The sequence below is a fragment of the Paraglaciecola hydrolytica genome (assembly GCF_001565895.1).
Lineage (GTDB): Bacteria > Pseudomonadota > Gammaproteobacteria > Enterobacterales > Alteromonadaceae > Paraglaciecola > Paraglaciecola hydrolytica.
The window spans coordinates 41,429-58,813 of record NZ_LSNE01000001.1 but is presented as its reverse complement, the minus strand read 5'-3'; the positions used below and the strand labels follow the sequence as shown (position 1 = coordinate 58,813).

Here is a 17,385-nt window from a genome sequence, read left to right as displayed (position 1 = left end):
GTGGCCAAGTTGTTCATTAGTCTTTACGCCTTTATCACACTGGCCTTAGTAGGCTTAAGTGCCGGTTTAGAGTCGTTGTTTTTTGAGCCTGAGAGCCATTCTCAAAGTGCAGTGGTACGTCAGTTGCTCAGCTCGGCCAAGCAACACAACAGTGATCTGGAGTTATTGCTGCAAGATGCCAACATCCCTTATCGCCTGCTAAACTTACATGACATCGCGTGGCCAGCATCTAGCCTGCAACAATTACAAAATGCTGAAACTATTAACTTGTTTGATCCACAGCTTGGAGAGCAACTTTATCTACTGAGTGAGGGTGAGCAACTGCTTGAGGTTTCGCTGGGTGACAACCAACCCGCCCAATCTGCCTTTATTCTGTATCGCAGTGCATTTTTTATCTTATTAGGCGCGTTGATTGCCTTATGGATTTGGCCATTGTGGCGTGACCTAGAAGCACTGAAAAAAAGCGTTGCGACTGTGATGCCAGACGGCAATATTAGTGAAAATCATATAACTAAGTCTTCACTAGTGGCGCCAATCGCCACGTCACTCAATAACATGCGTAGCCAGATTGCCAACTTAATCCAAACCCAGCGTGAATTATCCGGTGCCGTTGCCCACGAATTTCGTACCCCTTTGGCTCGTTTAAAGTTTGCCTTGGGCATGCAAGAGCCTAATCAAAATGAATTTGTCCAAAACATGCAACAAGACGTGCTCGAACTGGAAAAATTAGTGCAAGAAATGTTGGATTTTTCTGCGGCAGAAGCCCATATGCCAGCCTTGCACTTTTCAGAATTACCCATTAGTGAGTTGTGCCAGAGTATCAAACTTAAATTAAAAGATAGTCACTTAAGTCGTGTGCAATTAGACATTCAACAAAGCACAGCCTTTTTGTTAGGCGATGGACATTTTGTCGAACGAGCCATTGAAAACCTATTATTAAACGCCAGTCGTTACGCAAAAACCCACATTTTGATTAGCATTGAAACCTCAGTTAATTTTATTGATGTTCATGTTGAAGATGATGGTATTGGTATCAAAGCAGAGTGGCGCGACAAAATATTTCAACCTTTTTTCCGGCCTGACGAAGGACGTGATCGTTTGCAAGGAGGGGCAGGTTTAGGCCTATCGATAGTAAGACGGGTAATGCAATGGCATCAAGGGCAATGCTGGGTATCACAAAGTCAGTTTGGCGGTGCTAAATTTACCCTACGCTTTCCTAACCACGCCTAATTGCAATCAGTAATAATAAATTTATTTAGGATTTAGCCACACCAGAACGGGCAATCTGAGAACAAGTGTATTGCAACGTAGCACCATAAATATAAGGATTTTTGTCGCTTGCCTCACAATACATGCGATTAAAATCCACCACCCGTATTTTACTAGATGTAATATCATGTAAATATTCTAATTGGCTGTCGTTTAAATTTTGTATACCGGACGCGATCAACTCACGAAATTCAGCCAGTTGTTTTCGTTCCGCGATCAACGAAAGATCAAGCATCCAATCGGCCACATGTTGATGTGCATCCCCAAACAGGTAGTGCACAAAGGGCGACCGCAAGACGGCGACCAAAGCTAAAATTTCAAAGGAAATAATAATGAAACGAAACATAAAGGGTTCATAAGTAATTTACAGGCCGTTAGGATAATCGATCACAGTGTTGATAAAAACCACTATTAGGTATCAGTATCTATAACCAAGAATAAGATTGCGCTCTAGCAGTCCCCTCGAACAACAGCAACTTGTCAATATTTAAGCACTTACTTATAAAAACCAAACATTCCTATGGCAACAGCAGCAGCATCTTCAAGTTGCTGATATACTCAACGTTTTTCTGGCTCCTAAAGATTTTTCCAGCAAGGACACCGAATGAGTGAACGTATTCCCGTAAAAGTTATTTCTCCCGTAAAAGTTCATCGTCCTGATTCAGATAAACATGACAATCATTACACTCCCCGCAGTCGCATTTATGTGCGCGCCGTGTCTGGTGCCTTGGAGAATTTTCGGCGTTTTTTTGGTTTGCTATTTTTGGGGGCTTTTGCCTTACTACCTTGGCTACAGTTTAATGGCCAGCAAGCCATCTTATTAGACATCGGTAGTCAGCGTTTTAATATTTTTGCCCTTACCCTATGGCCACAAGATCTGACGTTATTGGCTTGGATTTTTATTGTGGCAGCCTTTGCCTTGTTTTTTATCACTACCTTTGCAGGGCGTGTTTGGTGTGGATTTATGTGCCCACAAACAACTTGGACCTATATCTACACTTGGTTTGAAGAAAAAATTGAAGGTTCTCGTCACCAGCGGATCAAACTCGACGAACGTAAAATGAACGCCGATAAGTTCTGGCGCAAATTTTTAAAACACTTTGCCTGGGTTGCTGTGGCCTTATTAACCTCCCTCACTTTTGTAGGTTATTTCACCCCTATTGATTTGCTATTTGTGGATTTTTTTACTTTTTCGAGCGGTTTTTGGGCAAGCAGCTCAGTATGTTTTTTTACCTTATGTACCTATGGTAATGCAGGCTGGATGCGTGAAATCATGTGTACCCACATATGCCCCTACGCCCGTTTTCAATCTGCCATGTTTGATAAAGATACCTTCACTGTGGCCTACAATGCCAAACGTGGTGAACATCGTGGGCCGCGCGCGCGCAAAAATACTCAAGAGCAAAATCAACAGCAAGGTCTAGGTGATTGCATTGATTGCAACTTGTGTGTGCAGGTCTGCCCCACGGGTATCGATATTCGCAACGGTTTGCAATATGAATGTATCAACTGCGGTGCTTGTGTTGATGCCTGTAATGGCGTGATGGAAAAAATGAATTACCCCAAAGGTTTAATTAGTTTTACCTCTGAAACTGAATTAGCTGGCGGCACTACTAAAATATTCCGTCCCAAATTAATTGGCTATGCAGTGGTATTAGTGCTGATGACAGGTTTGTTAGTGCTAGAAATCATGACTCGCGTGCCCTTAGAATTGGATGTGATCCGCGATCGTAACTCCCTGTATCGTGAAACCAACGAAGGGCTAATCGAAAATGTCTATACCCTTAAAGTGCTAAATAAATCACAGCAAGATCAAAGCTATCGCATCAGTGTTGCAGGACTGGATGGTGTGCAATTTATTGGCGACAACCTCGTACATGTCGCTGGCGGAGAGGTCCTGAATTGGCCTGTGAGTCTGGCTATCGATCCTAATAAACTAAGTGATACTGTCAGTGAAGTTAAATTTAAAGTGGAACTGATCAACGATCCACTCAATACCATTGAGGTACAACAAGCCACTAAGTTTTTGTATCCCGACCTGTAACTTAGTGGCGGAGCCTGGCACATGACACAATTTGATTTTTCTGGCTTAGGTCCGGATTTGATACTCGACGCCATAGAGTCATTGGGTATTAGAGTAGACTCTGGTTTACTGGCACTCAACTCCTATGAAAATCGGGTCTATCAGTTTATTGCTGAAGATAGGAAGCGCTACGTCGTTAAATTCTACCGGCCTCAACGCTGGACGCGAGAACAAATAGCAGAAGAACATAGTTTTAGTCAGGAATTAGCCGAACACGACATCCCCATAGTTGCCCCCTTGCTCATCAATAACAATAGTTTGCATCAATATCAGGACTATTATTTTGCAGTCTTTCCATCCGTTGGCGGCAGGCAATTTGAGGTAGATAATTTAGAACAACTTGAATGGATGGGTCGTTATATCGGGCGCCTGCATGCTGTGGCTAAAGGTTGTAACTTCACTACCCGGCCCACTTTTTCTGTGCAAGAACATTTACTTAAGCCCATGGCCCAACTAAAAAATAGTCAACTCATCCCAGATTATTTGCATGACTCCTTTTTTGCCATATTACAACCCGTGGTCGAGTTGACAACACAGCTTTATAAACTGCCCGCAGAGGCTAATATTCGTCTACATGGTGATTGCCACCCCGGCAATATATTGTGGCGCGATGGCCCCACCTTTGTGGACTTAGATGACTGCCGCAATGGGCCTGCCATGCAGGATTTGTGGATGATGTTATCGGGTGACAGGCAACAACAACTGATCCAATTGGATACCTTAGTTAGCGCCTATGAAGAATTTTCACCCTTTGATAAAAGCCAACTTAAACTCATTGAACCACTGCGCGCCATGCGCATGGTGCATTATATGGCCTGGTTAAATAAACGCTGGCAAGATCCTGCTTTTCCCCAAGCGTTTCCGTGGTTTGCCGAAGGCAAATATTGGGAACAACAAATCCTCGCATTAAAAGAACAATTGTCAGCCTTACAAGAACCTTCACTGAGTTTGTTTTAATGGCCTCGCTATTTCTAACTCAATAGCCTTTCTTAATATATATCCATTCGATATAATCCGCCGCGTTTAAGGTGCCTTTGATTCTAAAAACATTGCATTTTAGTTCAGGTTAAACGGGAAGTTGGTGAATGTTGATATCTGTTTTAAACGATAAAAACACAATGCCCACGCTGCCCCCGCAACGGTAAGTAAGTAAACGCTTTATAAAGTAATTGGCCACTGTTCTGCTGAATGGGAAGGCGATAAAGCGCATCATGAAAAATTGATAACTTATGAGCCCGGATACCGGCCTTTTTCTGGTGCTGGTCTGAGTTAAGCTCATGCCAGTTGTTTATATAGTGCACTCGGGTGGAGTGCATCAATCAGGCCTATTTACCATGAAACCAACTTTCTCCCGTAACGCTCTGTGCTGCGCTTTATTATTTTGTAGCAACACAATTAACGCTCAAACTATTGCCCATACACCACAAGATGAACCTAATGAACTGGAAACCATCACAGTTGTGTCCAGTAAAATAGCCACACCACTGCGTGAAATTGCCACCAGTGTAACCGTTATTAGCAAAGAAGATATTGAAGCCCGCGCCAATACCTCTCTCTCAGAAATAATGCGCCATGAAGTCAGCGTGGGCGTATCCAATTCTGGTGGCATAGGTAAAAACACTACACTACGTATTCGTGGCGAAGATGGTTTTCGTACCAAAGTCTTTATGGATGGCATAGAACTAAGTGATCCCACAGCCCCTCAGGCTACGCCCATCTTTGACGATATCTTAAGTAATTTTGTTGAGCGCATTGAAATTTTACGAGGTCCCCAAGGCTTAATGTATGGAGCGGACGCAGGTGGTGTGGTGAGTATCACTACTGAGCAGGCTAGCCTCGGTTTACATGGCTCAGCTAAAGCGGAATTAGGTAGTGACTCTACACAATTGATAAATGGAGAACTTGGATTCGCTAATGACACTGGTCATATTTACCTAGCAGCTTCTGATTTTTCAACGGACGGTTTTAACGCTCAAACCAGCGACACTAGTAATGAAAAAGATGGTTATGAAAATACTACTATACATTTAAATGCAGGGCTTAACCTTAGCCAAGATTTACAACTCAATTTTGTGCTCAGAGATGTCACTTCCGATAATGACTATGATGGTTGTTACGACAACATCACTTATGCATTGATTAACCAATGTCGCACCGAAGGTGAAAATCAGACCGCTCGATTGTCAGTTCACTACCAACAAAAAGAAATGGGCCATACGCTGGGTCTTGCGAAAACAGATATTGAGCGTGACTTTTTTAGCAACGAACAATTCAGCTATGGCAGCAAAGGCGAGATCACTAAAGTTGATTACACAGGTTTTTATGATTTAAAGCGGCATAAACTTATTTGGGGAGCAGATAATGAAAGCCAAAAAATCACCTCAAGTAAGCTCGAGCGCGAGCAAACTGGTGTGTATGTAGAGTATCAAACTTCGCTACAAGACAGTCTTTATTTCACTGCAGGTATGCGTTACGACGACAATGATACTTTTGGCACTCATACTAGCTATCGCGTGAGTGCGGCTTATCTAATACCGCTTGCCAAACAAAACACCCTTAAATTTAAATCAACCTACGGAACGGGCTTTCGTGCGCCAAGTTTATATGAACAAGATTACAATAATGGCGATTATGCTTACGGTGATGCAGCTGGCTTACAGCTAAAAGAAGAAACCAGCAAAGGCTTTGATTTTGGCCTTGAGTTTAATAACCCAAACCAACATGCTTCATTAGTATTTTTCAAACAAACCATTGCCGATGAAATCTACTTTGACAATATCGCCTACCAAGGTTATTTGCAAAACGCCTCTAGCAGCGAGTCACAGGGTGCCGAGCTAGAGTTCAGCCAAGACCTAACAAAACAACTACGTTTAAGGGCTAATTATACCTACAATGAGACCCACACCACTGATGAACAACCCCGCTTAAGACGGCCTAAACAACAAGCCAATATTGGTTTGCAGCAAAGCTGGTTGGCCCAGAGTTTACAAACTAACCTTTTTGTTAATCATGTTAGAGAATTGTTTGATATCGGTGGACAGCCGCTCGACAACTATTCTGTCGTTAGTGTTAGTGCAAATTATCAGCTAAATCAGGCATTAAAATTCAATGTCAAAATAGATAACTTGCTCGATCGTGAATATCAAGAAGTGGCGGGATATAACACTTCTGGCCTAGCGGTTTATATTGGCATACAAGCAAGCCTGTAATATGCTATTCATGCGTCATTGACTGCTGCCGTGCGGATTAACCAGCACGGTGGTAGTTGCACTCTTGTCCTGCGTCAACCTTATCTTCAGACCAACACACATAACCATGTATAGTTTTACATACCCAAAAGCCCTACACATGTACAAAAGATAGCCCATAATATGCGCCGTCAAATTCGCACACTTACTATTATGATGTTCGTAAGCCTTTATATTTATTGCAGTTAAAATAAATATTGTTGTTTGGTTACGCTAAATATGTTGAGCAAATTTTGATTTGGGGTCTACGCTTAAAAGTAGCTCCACTCATACTTAACAAACCTTACCAAGGGTAATAAACATGCATACACACATACTTCGTAAAGGCTTGATTAGCGCTGTTATAGGCTGCTCAATGTCGTTTGTTGCTAGCGCTGAATTAGTGTTGGTGGTTCATCCATCTAATGACGCCAGCTTAGATGCTAAAACCGCACAACGTATCTTTTTAGGTAAAGAAAGTAAATTTTCTAACGGTAAAGAAGCGATCCCTATCAATCAAGCGCCTGACTCTGCCAATCGAGCATCGTTTGATACCGACACCTTAGGTCGTAGTTCAACTCAAGTAGCAGCCTATTGGTCAAAATTAGTTTTCACTGGAAAAGGCATTCCTCCTAAAGAAGTGGGTAATGACGCTGAAGTCATTGCAATGGTTGCAAGCAATCAAGATGCCATAGGTTATGTTGACAGCGCATCAGTAACTAGTGCTGTTAAAGCCATTCCACTTAACTAATTAGGAAGATAAAAATGAAAAAATTATTTGTATTAAGTGCTGTCGCTCTTGCTAGTTTTAACACTCAAGCTGAAGTAAGAATCAATGGTTTTGCCAACCTCGTCGGCGGCATTACCAGCAGTGACGAATCCCTATATGGCTATGACGATACGATGTCATTTGCATCTGAAAGCGTTTTTGCCGTGCAAGTCAGTGCAGATGTAAATAGTAAAATGACTGCGACAGGTCAGTTGGTTGCTCGTGGTAAAAATGATTATGAAGCTGATTTTGAATGGGCTTATTTGACTTATAAAGCAACAGACAATGTATCGGTTTCTGCTGGTCGCCTGCGCCTACCTTTGTTTAAATATTCTGCGTCAAAAGATGTAGGTTATTCTTATCACTGGATCAATGCGCCAAGAGCCATCTACGATGTAAACTTTAATAACTTAGACGGTATCAGACTCGACTACAACAACTACGCTGGTGATTTAGAATACAACTTACAGGGCGCATTTGGTACGGTTAGCAATGATCTTAATACCAGTGTGGGTCCTGCTCGTCTGCAAGTAGATAACTTGATGCTTTTATCAGCCGAAGCAACTTATAACTATTTAAAAGTAAGAGCGTCCTATGTGACGGCAAAAGCCTCTGTTGCCAACGATTTCATTGATGGAACCATAAAAGCCGCTTTCAGAGATAATGGGCTTGATGAACTAGCAAACAATATCGCTTTCTATGACGATACCGCTACGTTTACAGGCTTTGGCATCGAATACGATACTTTCAACTGGTTTGTTGGCGGGGAATGGACACAAATCAAAATTGAAGATTCATTTAACCCCACTAATACAGCATTTTATGTCACTGCAGGTTTCCGTACAGGCAAGTGGACACCTTCGGTAACTTATGAAAGCTTCGATGGTAACAATCCATTTAAATTTCTTGATAAAGTGGCTGCTTTACCTGCCCCTTTCCAGCCAACGGCTACCGCTGTAGTAGTTGGATTGCAGCAACCTTTTGCAGATGAATATAGTGTTATTAACTTAGGTGTTCGTTATGATTTGGATACTAATGTGGCACTCAAAGCAGACATCAGCAAAAGTAGTAACGATATGAATAGTGCCGAAGACGCAACTCTTGTGCGCTTCGCTGTCAACTACGTTTTTTAATCTTTTATCTAATTCGTAAAAGCTTGGTTGCACAAATTGATGCAACCAAGGCTCCTTCACAACCCTTAATATGGTAATGAATATGCTAAAAATTAACTTACATTTAAGATTGATTAGCGCTGTTATTGGCTGCTCAATGTCATTTATAGCCAGCGCAGAATTAGTTTTGGTGGTTCATCCTAGTAACGACGCCAGCCTTGATGCAAAAGCCGCCCAACGGATCTTTTTAGGTAAAGAAAGCAAATTTTCAAACGGCAACGATGCGATCCCTATCAATCAAGGGCCTGATTCGCCTAATCGAGCGGCATTTGATACCGACACCTTAGGCCGCAGTTCAACTCAAGTTGCTGCCTATTGGTCAAAACTGGTTTTTACTGGCAAAGGCATACCACCTAAAGAAGTGGGAAATGATGCAGAGGTCATCGCTTTTGTTGCAAGTAATAAAGATGCTGTTGGATATGTTGATAGTGCTTCAGTTACTGCTGCAGTTAAAGCCATTCCACTTAACTAATTAGGAAGATAAAAATGAAAAAAATATTTGTGTTAAGTGCAATCGCTCTTGCCAGTTTTACTACTCAAGCAGATGTCAGAATTAATGGCTTTGCCAACTTAATTGGTGGCATAACAACTAGCGATAAGAGTTTGTATGGTTATGATGACAAAATCTCTTTTAGCGAAGAAAGTTTGTTTGCCATTCAAGTCAGTGGGGATATCAATAATAAAATGACTGCCACTGCCCAGCTCGTAGCTCGTGGTCAAAATGACTATGATCCTGATTTTGAATGGGCCTACATGACCTATAAAGCGACAGATAACCTGAGCGTTTCTGTTGGTCGTTTACGCTTACCATTATTTAACTACTCCGCATCTAAAGATGTAGGTTATTCGTACCACTGGCTAAATACTCCTCGCTCTGTTTACGATGTTCCTTTCAATAATCTTGATGGTATTAGGTTTGACTATTCCAACTATACGGGTGATTGGGAATATAATTTGAGTGTCTCTTCAGGCGCCTTTACTGGACCTGCTTTTGGCACAGAGATAAAAGGTGATAACGTCGTATTGTTATCTGCAGAAGCAAGCTACGAGTGGTTCAAAATTCGTGGTGTGGCTGGCTCAGCAAAAACATCCCTTGATATGGCAAGTTCTACCAGCGGCAGTTTAATCGAAGCTACACAAGGATTAGCGCTGGTTAACGCCTTTGGTTTTAGCAATTTGGTTGATTCTTTACAATGGAATGATGATACCGGAGAGTTTTACGGACTAAGTTTACAAGTTGATAAATTTGACTGGTTTATCAGCGCGGAAATGACGCAAATTGATGTAGCTGAATCATTTATCGCTAAAACAGATGCTTATTATGTGACTGCAGGTTTAAGAATTGGTGCGTGGACACCATCAGTGACTTATGAAAAATCTAAGAGCGAATTCCAAGATAAATTCCAACCTCAAATTCAACAGATGTTATCTACCCAGTTTTCTGCAGGACAAGTTGCCGCTTTTGCTGCGACACCTATAGGTTCGTTAGTCGATATGGGAGTTCAAGCACAAACACAAGGTGCGTTTACATTAACAACTTTGCCTGTGACTCAATCAAGTCCAATCATTACAAGTGCGATGAACGATTTTATAGTGCAAGGTTTATTAAACTCTACGGTTAGTGAAAACAGCGTTCTTTCTGCCTCACTTCGATATGATTACGATACCAATATTGCACTTAAATTCGACGTGACAAAATACACCAATGATCTTAGTAACAGTGATGTTACTCTGGTTCGTTTTGGTGTGAACTACGTTTTCTAGATTGCTAAGTTATTAGCACGTCTCCCAACGCCCCTTTTCGGGGCGTTTTTTATTGCAGCAGATTTTTTTTACTTATAAATCCTTACAAAGTGCAGTCGGCATTTTTGTCAAGCTATGGTAATCTTTGCTGGTTTTAGTCCTAAGAGAAAAATTTAACCATGAAAAAAATTCTACTAACCGTTTTATTTGCCCTATTTATTCCACTACAAGCCTGTGCTCAAGAACAATGGCAAGAAGGGACTCATTATACAATCGTTGGCGAACAAGCCACCGCAAAGCCCGAAATTATTGAGTTTTTCTCATTCTGGTGCCCCCACTGTTTTCAATTTGAACCGCTGGTAAAAAGTATTAAAGAAAAAATGGGCAGTGATGTGGAATTTACTAAAGTTCACGTGAATTTTATGGGTTTTACGTCTGCTCAGATTCAAGATGATGCTACTCGTGCCATGATGGTTGCCCGTGCGTTAAAACAAGAAGATGCAATGAACAAAGCCATCTTTAACTACATTCATGTGCAACGTTCGCCGGTTACGGGTTTAAAAGACTTGCAAAATGTCTTTGTGGTCAATGGTATTGAACCTGCTGATTTCACTAAAATGGCCAGCAGTTTTGGGGTCAACAATATGGTGCAAAAAAACAATAAAACCATCGAAACCTACCGCAAACATTTAAGTGCTGTGCCTAACTTTATTGTTAATGGCAAGTATCAAGCAAAATTCACCCGTGACATGAACAACGACGATATCGTTGAGCTGATTGTGTGGTTATCTAAACAGAAATAAAACTAGAAACTAGAAACTAGAAACTAGAAACTAGAAACTAGAAACTAGAAACTAGAAACTAGAAACTAGAAACTAGAAAAAAATAAAGCCAGTTGTTGTTATCCACAACTGGCTTTTTTATTAATTTTAAATTCAATTACAAACTAAAAACCTCTTCAGCATTAATTTATATTAGAATGCGCCGCTTTATTTTCTTGAAGGATAAAGTGCTATGTTTGCTGGCCTCGATTTTGGCACCTCTAACTGTTCTATTGGCGTTATGCATAATGGACAGCCCACACTTATTCCCTTAGAAGACGGCAGAACCCGTTTGCCATCCTGCTTATATATTGAAAAAGAAAGTAGTGACCTGGTTATTTTGTCTGAGCAGGAAATTGCTGGTCGAGTAAGTGCTTTAAAAGCTGGGCAAACAAAAACGGGTACACTTCAAAGTGATGAAACATTTATTTCCATAGCGCGTAAACAATTACGTAAAGAACAACGGGATAAAACGGTTAACAGTAAACGGACCCAAAGCATAGTTGAAGCGCTGCGGACTAACGGTGACGTGATTTTTGGTGAAGAAGCTGAGCTTAGCCATGTAGCCGAGCCCGAAAATGGTTTTTACATTAAGTCGCCCAAATCTTTTTTGGGTGCCGATATTAGCGCTGCGCAAAAAGTCGTGTTTACCGGAATAGTTGAAAAAATGCTGGCTTTTATCAAGCAAGAAGCACAATACCTTAAACAATGTGAGATAGACCAAATCGTCATTGGCCGTCCAGTAAATTTTCACGGTTTATTAGGCCGTGATGGCAACGCCCAAGCCTTAGATATTATCGGCTCTGCCGCGTTAAAAGTGGGTTATAAACAAGTTGAGTTTTTGATGGAGCCGGTGGCAGCGGCTTATGACTATGAGCGACAATTAACTAAAGATCAGTTAGTGCTGATCCTCGATTTAGGTGGCGGTACCACCGACTGCTCGATGATCCAAATAGGGCCGAGTTTTGTAAAGCAGCAAGACCGGCAGCGTGGCATTCTTAGTCATACTGGGCAGCGGATTGGCGGCATAGACCTCGATAACAAATTAGCACTTATGGCGCTGATGCCGCACTTTGGAAAAAATGCCATGTTAAGCAATGGTTTACCTGTGCCCAACAACCTATTTAGGCAAGCAGTGAGTATGAATGACGTCAGTGCCCAGCAAGAATTCAATGCAAGCCGCACAGGTAAAGAGCTCGACGATTATTGCAAAATTACCACCGACCCACGTTTAAATAGACTTAAGACCTTACGCGACGGTAAATTTGGTCTACGTGTTAGTCGCAGCGCAGAACAAGCTAAAATTTTACTGTCCGAACAAACTCCCATTGCCTTGCCACTTGATTATATAGAAAACGACTTCACCATCGGTATCAGTCGTGAACAATTAAGTGACGCTATCGCTGATGAACTGCGCAAATTTGAAGTGTTAATGACTGAGGCCATTAAACAAGCCGGATCCTTACCCGATGCACTTTACGTTACCGGAGGAACCGCCATGTCGCCGGTGATCCAGCAATGGATACATCGTGTATTTCCGGATATGCAGATTATTATCGGTGACCACTTTGGTAGTGTCACCTCGGGCTTAACTACCCACGCACAGCGCTTGTTTGGTCGCTAAAGGCGGGCTTGTTAGCGATGCTATCTAATACCAACTCCATTAAATAAATGTACACTCAGCGAGAATTTAATGGAATTGGTATAAGTTAAAGAACTAAACACACTGCGGGAACCAAGTAATTATGGCGGATTTTAACTGCGACTTTAAACGTGGTGTGCAGATATGTGCTTGGACGATATCCTCATTGAAGTATTCTGAAAGTACATTTGTTGTATTCAATATGTCAGTGAGTACTCAGAAAAATGAATTATTTCTTCTTATTATAATTTAATAGAATCAAATTCTTTATCCATTGATTCAGTAAACCACTTACGCTGGATCTTGTTATAAATACCATTTTCCTTAAGTATTAAAAGAGCCTGGCGAATTTTACGTAGGTCTTCGGGATCACTATGATTGTTTGCTACGATCCCCATTTCAGTCTGCCCCGTGGTAAAAATTTGGGTAAATTGTTCACGTTTAAATCCCAACATTTGGGCTGCATTAAAAAAGCCAACGTCATTATTATAATTTAAATCAACCCGGCCTAAATTCAGCATTTTCATGCACTGCTCTTGATGTTCAACAATATAGACCCCCTTAGTATAGTTTGGGAAAATATCTAAGGTTTTTACTGACACATCTCCTCTTGGCAAAGCGATGGAGTAACGATGAACGTCATCTAAAGTATTAATGTTGATGTCCGTTCTTGATTTGAGAGAAAACACTCCCTCATTAACCACGTAAATGGTCGCAACCCAGTTATAAAGTGCTTCTCTTTCAGGCGTTTTTGCCATAGTAAACAGTAAACTATTTTCTTGTTCAGCGACTAAGGTCTGTGCTCTAACCCAGGGTACAGGAATATATTCAATATTGAGATCACTTAATTTGACGATTTCGTTAAACAATTCAACAGAAAATCCGCCGTGATCACCTTTTTCACTTAGCACCTGAAAAGGGGGATACTCTGCGATATACACTTTTAATTCCGCACTATGTGCAAAATTAAAAAAGTGACAAACTATAATTTGAATTACACAAAACCAGATTTTAATTTTCAAAAAAACACCAAATTCAACGAGATAGGACAACATCGATATAAAAAACATCCCTCTACAAGGATATACATCTTTTTATGATATCTTGCCTTAGCAGTAATCTAAACCTCATAGACTAAATATTAAACGCGTCTTTATGCCCCCTAAATCGACTTGACGTTAAAAGACAATTAGCTTCCAGTTAAGCACGGCACCACATCCTGTTAGAAATAAGGTGGCTGGTCGACCCAAAACATGTAACTCACGCGCAAAAGCATACAACAAGAGAACTTTTTTGTGTTCACCCACCGGCACCTCAACTGTACCCGTGAGCCCAATATAATTCCCATCCTCCACGTCGATGCCAAGTGTCACACTAAAAGCACCTTCATACATCATGGTCAACGCATGGTTTAACTGGCCTTAATATAACGATCGCTCGGGTTGGACGAGTTAGATGTACCTTGCGCAAAGGCCACTCCAAACCCCAAATAACTCACTAATTTCAAGCAACCAAGTAGATTTCTCGAACCAACATTCATAATGTGATCTTCCTATTAGCACTTGCTAAAACATCAAATCGAACTGCAGATTTTTACAAGCCTATAATGACATATTGGCAAAGTAACTATCTATAATCGACCTTAACATATGCTCTACAGTCGCCAACTTTGGTTATTATTTTACAGCAGCTTAAGCACTTACAATCTTAATCAACTGGGTTTTCCCAATAAGGAACTCCAGCAAAATACTGAGTGAAATAATCAATAAACGCCCTAACTTTGGGTGCCAACAAGCGGGAGCTTGGGTAAACCGCCCATATAGCGGTATCAGACACCAGTGGGTGATCTTTTAATACTTGCACTAACTGACCACTTTTTAACTCTCGATAAGCCACCCAATGAGAACAAATAGTTAATCCTATACCCGCCACACAAGCGTCTCTTATGGCCTCACCATTATCAATACGTAATACACTTTTGCCTTTGCAGCGTTTTGGACCTTCGGCAGTAGCAAACAACCAACCGTCTGTGCCCGACAAGTTAATACACTGATGTTTGAGTAAGTCTTGAGGCTCCTGGGGCTCCCCATGCAGTGCAAGATATTCAGGCGCAGCGCATATTATGCGAGTATCGCCGGCGAGTTTACGCGCAATTAAACTTGAATCATTGAGGGCGGCATTTCTGATGGCGATATCAAAGCCCCCTTCCACCATATCCACAATACTGTCACTGAGGCGTAAATCAATTTTCAAAGCAGGGTGTTTGGCCATAAAGCCTTTTAAGGCAGGAATAATATGCATACGTCCAAAGGATGCCGAGGCGGTAACTCGAATCGTCCCTTGCGGGGTATAACTACCCGCACCAACGGCAGCTCTTGCCGTTTCGATCGTATCCAGTACATCTTCGGCATGGGGCAAAAACGCTTGCCCCTCTTCAGTTAACGATACCTTACGTGTGGTACGGTGGATTAACTTTACGCCCAGTGTTTCTTCCAGCTTATTAATATGTGAACTGGCTACTGCCGGTGACAAACCCTGTTCGCTGCCGGCCATACTTATATTGTGAGTTGCTGCTATTCGTACAAACAGCTTTAAGTGGTCATTATTCATTATCAACATAAAGTATAAACTGATTATTGAAAAGACTGTATTATCAATACCATCCTTTGTAAATATACTTAACTCACTTAATCAACAAAGGTATTAACCATGCAAGCAATGATCATTAAACAATTTGGCGGCAGTGAGGTATTTGAAGCTGCACAATTAAGCAAACCAGCAATAAAGTCAGGCCATATCTTAGTAAAAGTAGCGGCCACTAGCGTGAACGCGGTTGATACTAAAATCCGTGAGCTGGGCACTGATTTAGGTCCATTAGCACCGCCTTTACCTGCGGTATTAGGCATGGACTTTGCCGGCATTGTCACAGAAATTGGCGAGGGTGTTACCCACTTTGCCATTGGTGATGAAGTCTATGGTTGTGCCGGCGGTCTCGGGGATTTGCCCGGTGCCTTAGCTGAATACATGCTAGCAGACGCAAGATTAGTGGCCCACAAACCTAAAACCATATCAATGCGTGAAGCTGCAGCCATCCCTCTTGTTGGTATTACAGCCTACGAAGGTTTAGTACGCGCTGGTATTAGCCAAGGTCAAAAGGTATTAGTGCACGGTGGTTCTGGCGGTGTGGGTCATATTGCTTTGCAACTGGCTAAGTACTTTGGCGCAGATGTCTATTCTACTGGTGGCGGCGAAAAACAATTAGCCTTAATCGAAAAACTCGGCGCCAAAGGCATTAATTACCGCACTGAAACGGTAGCTGACTATGTCGCTAAGCATACTGCTGGTACCGGATTTGATGTGGTATTTGATTCAGTCGGCAGTGAAAACATTGCCACCTCATTCGAAGCTGCTGCATTAAATGGTCAAGTGGCGACTACCGTGTCTTTGCTTGAAATGGACTTGTCACTAGCCCATATGAAAGGCTTGTCATTGCATGTGGTATTTATGCTCATCCCCATGTTGTACAATATAAAACGTCAACAACATGGCGAGATACTGGCCAAACTAGCCGCCATAGTTGATGCTGGGAAATTAGTCCCTATTGTTGATGAGCAGCATTTTAGTTTAGCTGACGTCGCTAAAGCGCATGACCGTTTAAGCAGTGGTCAAGGTATGGGCAAAGTGATAATTGATATCTAAACCACGGCATTTTAATGGGTAAATCAAGCGTGCATCGTTAGCTCTGGATTACTCACTTAAGGGCATTTAGCGGCTAAATTCTCAACGAGTTTTAGCCCTAATAACTTTCAAGCACGTCATTTTAAAAACAAAACACAGCGGCTACGCGGCCAACGTTTTAGTCCGCGATAGTGGTCGTTGTCGCCGTGTTTGTTTCTATGGATTCTGGTGATTCAGCCGCTTCTTCAAGCTTTGCTCGATCAGCCTTAGAGACGTAGTCACTCTTTTTTTTGCCGCTGCCTTTGGCTTTAGCGGCTTTGATACGTTTTTGGTGTATTTGGGATAATTTCTTTTTTTTGTTCATGGGATATCTTTGCTCTTTGGTGTTCGATTGTGGCTGAGACAATAAGGTTGATTTAACTCGTCATTTTGCCATTGTAGCCCATCCCTCCGATGCTGTTATTTTTACTTCAGTAAAAGGGACTAAAAACTGTTAGTATGCGCGCCATTGGCACTTAGCTGTGATCGGCAGATCCTTACTATAAGTGACCAACTTACTTTATTTTAGCTTTTATAGGTAACAACATGTCACAACAAATAACCCGCACCAGACGTTTAAGAAAAAAATTACATTTAGATGAGTTTGCCATCTTAGGATTTGAATTCAGCTTTACTTTAAGCAGTTCAGCAGACGAACAAGAGCAATTTTTAAACAGTCTTGCAGCACTTGCCGATACCGAAAACCTGTTTATTTCTCTTGGTAACGATAACGAAATGTTTGAAGGCGCAGCGACCTCAGCCGATCGTTATGGCAATGCTACCGAAGCCAATAGAGCAGCACTTGAGACATTACTCAAAGGTAACACTAAGGTGACTGACGCAAAAGTCGGTGCATTAGTAGATGCCTGTTACGAAATGTAATGATTGAATAGTGATACCAAACTCTAGTGAGAGCTGACAGGTATCAATATAAAAAAACCG

At 41.7% G+C, this 17,385-nt stretch carries 17 protein-coding genes and 1 riboswitch; of the genes, 12 read left to right on the top strand and 5 right to left on the bottom strand.

Annotated features, from left to right (window positions below):
- Nucleotides 1–1,230, top strand: coding sequence for an ATP-binding protein (locus tag AX660_RS00260; RefSeq protein ID WP_068370778.1), 1,230 nt, complete (start codon nt 1–3; stop codon nt 1,228–1,230).
- A gap of 25 nt (nt 1,231–1,255) precedes the next feature.
- Here AX660_RS00260 and AX660_RS00255 read toward each other — a convergent pair whose 3' ends face one another.
- Nucleotides 1,256–1,615 (bottom strand): hypothetical protein, encoded by a 360-nt coding sequence (locus tag AX660_RS00255; protein ID WP_068370775.1) that lies wholly within the window; start codon nt 1,613–1,615, stop codon nt 1,256–1,258.
- 258 nt (nt 1,616–1,873) lie between these two features.
- Between AX660_RS00255 and ccoG the strand changes: the two genes are divergently transcribed.
- The 9 genes from ccoG (at nt 1,874) to yegD (ending at nt 12,708) form a co-directional block, all read left to right on the top strand.
- Entirely contained in the window at nt 1,874–3,313 is a 1,440-nt protein-coding gene (gene ccoG, locus AX660_RS00250) for a cytochrome c oxidase accessory protein CcoG (RefSeq protein WP_068370772.1), read from the top strand.
- 21 nt (nt 3,314–3,334) lie between these two features.
- Nucleotides 3,335–4,309: a serine/threonine protein kinase gene (locus AX660_RS00245; protein WP_068370768.1), complete on the top strand. Its 975-nt coding sequence runs from the start codon at nt 3,335–3,337 to the stop codon at nt 4,307–4,309.
- Nucleotides 4,310–4,361: 52 nt separating this feature from the next.
- Nucleotides 4,362–4,617, top strand: a riboswitch (cobalamin riboswitch).
- A gap of 69 nt (nt 4,618–4,686) precedes the next feature.
- Nucleotides 4,687–6,561: a TonB-dependent receptor plug domain-containing protein gene (locus AX660_RS00240; protein WP_068371090.1), complete on the top strand. Its 1,875-nt coding sequence runs from the start codon at nt 4,687–4,689 to the stop codon at nt 6,559–6,561.
- Between the two features lie 340 nt (nt 6,562–6,901).
- Nucleotides 6,902–7,330: a type 2 periplasmic-binding domain-containing protein gene (locus AX660_RS00235; protein WP_201027372.1), complete on the top strand. Its 429-nt coding sequence runs from the start codon at nt 6,902–6,904 to the stop codon at nt 7,328–7,330.
- Between the two features lie 14 nt (nt 7,331–7,344).
- Nucleotides 7,345–8,481: a topoisomerase IV gene (locus tag AX660_RS00230; protein WP_201027371.1), complete on the top strand. Its 1,137-nt coding sequence runs from the start codon at nt 7,345–7,347 to the stop codon at nt 8,479–8,481.
- Between the two features lie 136 nt (nt 8,482–8,617).
- Nucleotides 8,618–8,992 carry a type 2 periplasmic-binding domain-containing protein gene (locus AX660_RS00225; protein ID WP_106404018.1) on the top strand — a complete coding sequence of 125 codons (375 nt, stop codon included), beginning with the start codon at nt 8,618–8,620 and terminating at the stop codon, nt 8,990–8,992.
- 14 nt (nt 8,993–9,006) lie between these two features.
- Nucleotides 9,007–10,284 (top strand): porin family protein, encoded by a 1,278-nt coding sequence (locus tag AX660_RS00220; protein ID WP_068370762.1) that lies wholly within the window; start codon nt 9,007–9,009, stop codon nt 10,282–10,284.
- Between the two features lie 158 nt (nt 10,285–10,442).
- Nucleotides 10,443–11,066 carry a thiol:disulfide interchange protein DsbA/DsbL gene (locus tag AX660_RS00215; protein ID WP_068370759.1) on the top strand — a complete coding sequence of 208 codons (624 nt, stop codon included), beginning with the start codon at nt 10,443–10,445 and terminating at the stop codon, nt 11,064–11,066.
- Between the two features lie 211 nt (nt 11,067–11,277).
- Complete coding sequence (gene yegD, locus AX660_RS00210; RefSeq protein WP_068370756.1) at nt 11,278–12,708, top strand: molecular chaperone; 1,431 nt, start codon at nt 11,278–11,280, stop codon at nt 12,706–12,708.
- Nucleotides 12,709–12,968: 260 nt separating this feature from the next.
- Here yegD and AX660_RS00205 read toward each other — a convergent pair whose 3' ends face one another.
- The 3 genes from AX660_RS00205 to AX660_RS00195 all read right to left on the bottom strand — a co-directional run bounded on the left by AX660_RS00205 (nt 12,969) and on the right by AX660_RS00195 (nt 15,336).
- Nucleotides 12,969–13,667 carry a substrate-binding periplasmic protein gene (locus AX660_RS00205; protein WP_157884290.1) on the bottom strand — a complete coding sequence of 233 codons (699 nt, stop codon included), beginning with the start codon at nt 13,665–13,667 and terminating at the stop codon, nt 12,969–12,971.
- A gap of 237 nt (nt 13,668–13,904) precedes the next feature.
- The gene (locus AX660_RS00200; RefSeq protein WP_068370750.1) at nt 13,905–14,123 is read right to left on the bottom strand and encodes a hypothetical protein; all 219 of its coding nucleotides are present in this window, start codon (nt 14,121–14,123) and stop codon (nt 13,905–13,907) included.
- Nucleotides 14,124–14,433: 310 nt separating this feature from the next.
- Complete coding sequence (locus AX660_RS00195) at nt 14,434–15,336, bottom strand: LysR family transcriptional regulator (RefSeq protein WP_068370747.1); 903 nt, start codon at nt 15,334–15,336, stop codon at nt 14,434–14,436.
- A 99-nt stretch (nt 15,337–15,435) separates the two neighbouring features.
- On the opposite strand from AX660_RS00195, the gene AX660_RS00190 reads away from it, so the two are divergent.
- Complete coding sequence (locus tag AX660_RS00190; RefSeq protein WP_068370744.1) at nt 15,436–16,425, top strand: zinc-dependent alcohol dehydrogenase family protein; 990 nt, start codon at nt 15,436–15,438, stop codon at nt 16,423–16,425.
- A 157-nt stretch (nt 16,426–16,582) separates the two neighbouring features.
- Here AX660_RS00190 and AX660_RS00185 read toward each other — a convergent pair whose 3' ends face one another.
- On the bottom strand, nt 16,583–16,768 hold the full coding sequence (locus tag AX660_RS00185; RefSeq protein WP_068370741.1) for a DUF2986 domain-containing protein: 186 nt from the start codon (nt 16,766–16,768) through the stop codon (nt 16,583–16,585).
- 221 nt (nt 16,769–16,989) lie between these two features.
- Between AX660_RS00185 and AX660_RS00180 the strand changes: the two genes are divergently transcribed.
- Nucleotides 16,990–17,325, top strand: a complete 336-nt coding sequence (locus tag AX660_RS00180) for a YggL 50S ribosome-binding family protein (protein ID WP_068370738.1) — start codon at nt 16,990–16,992, stop codon at nt 17,323–17,325.
- Nucleotides 17,326–17,385: the final 60 nt, after the last annotated feature.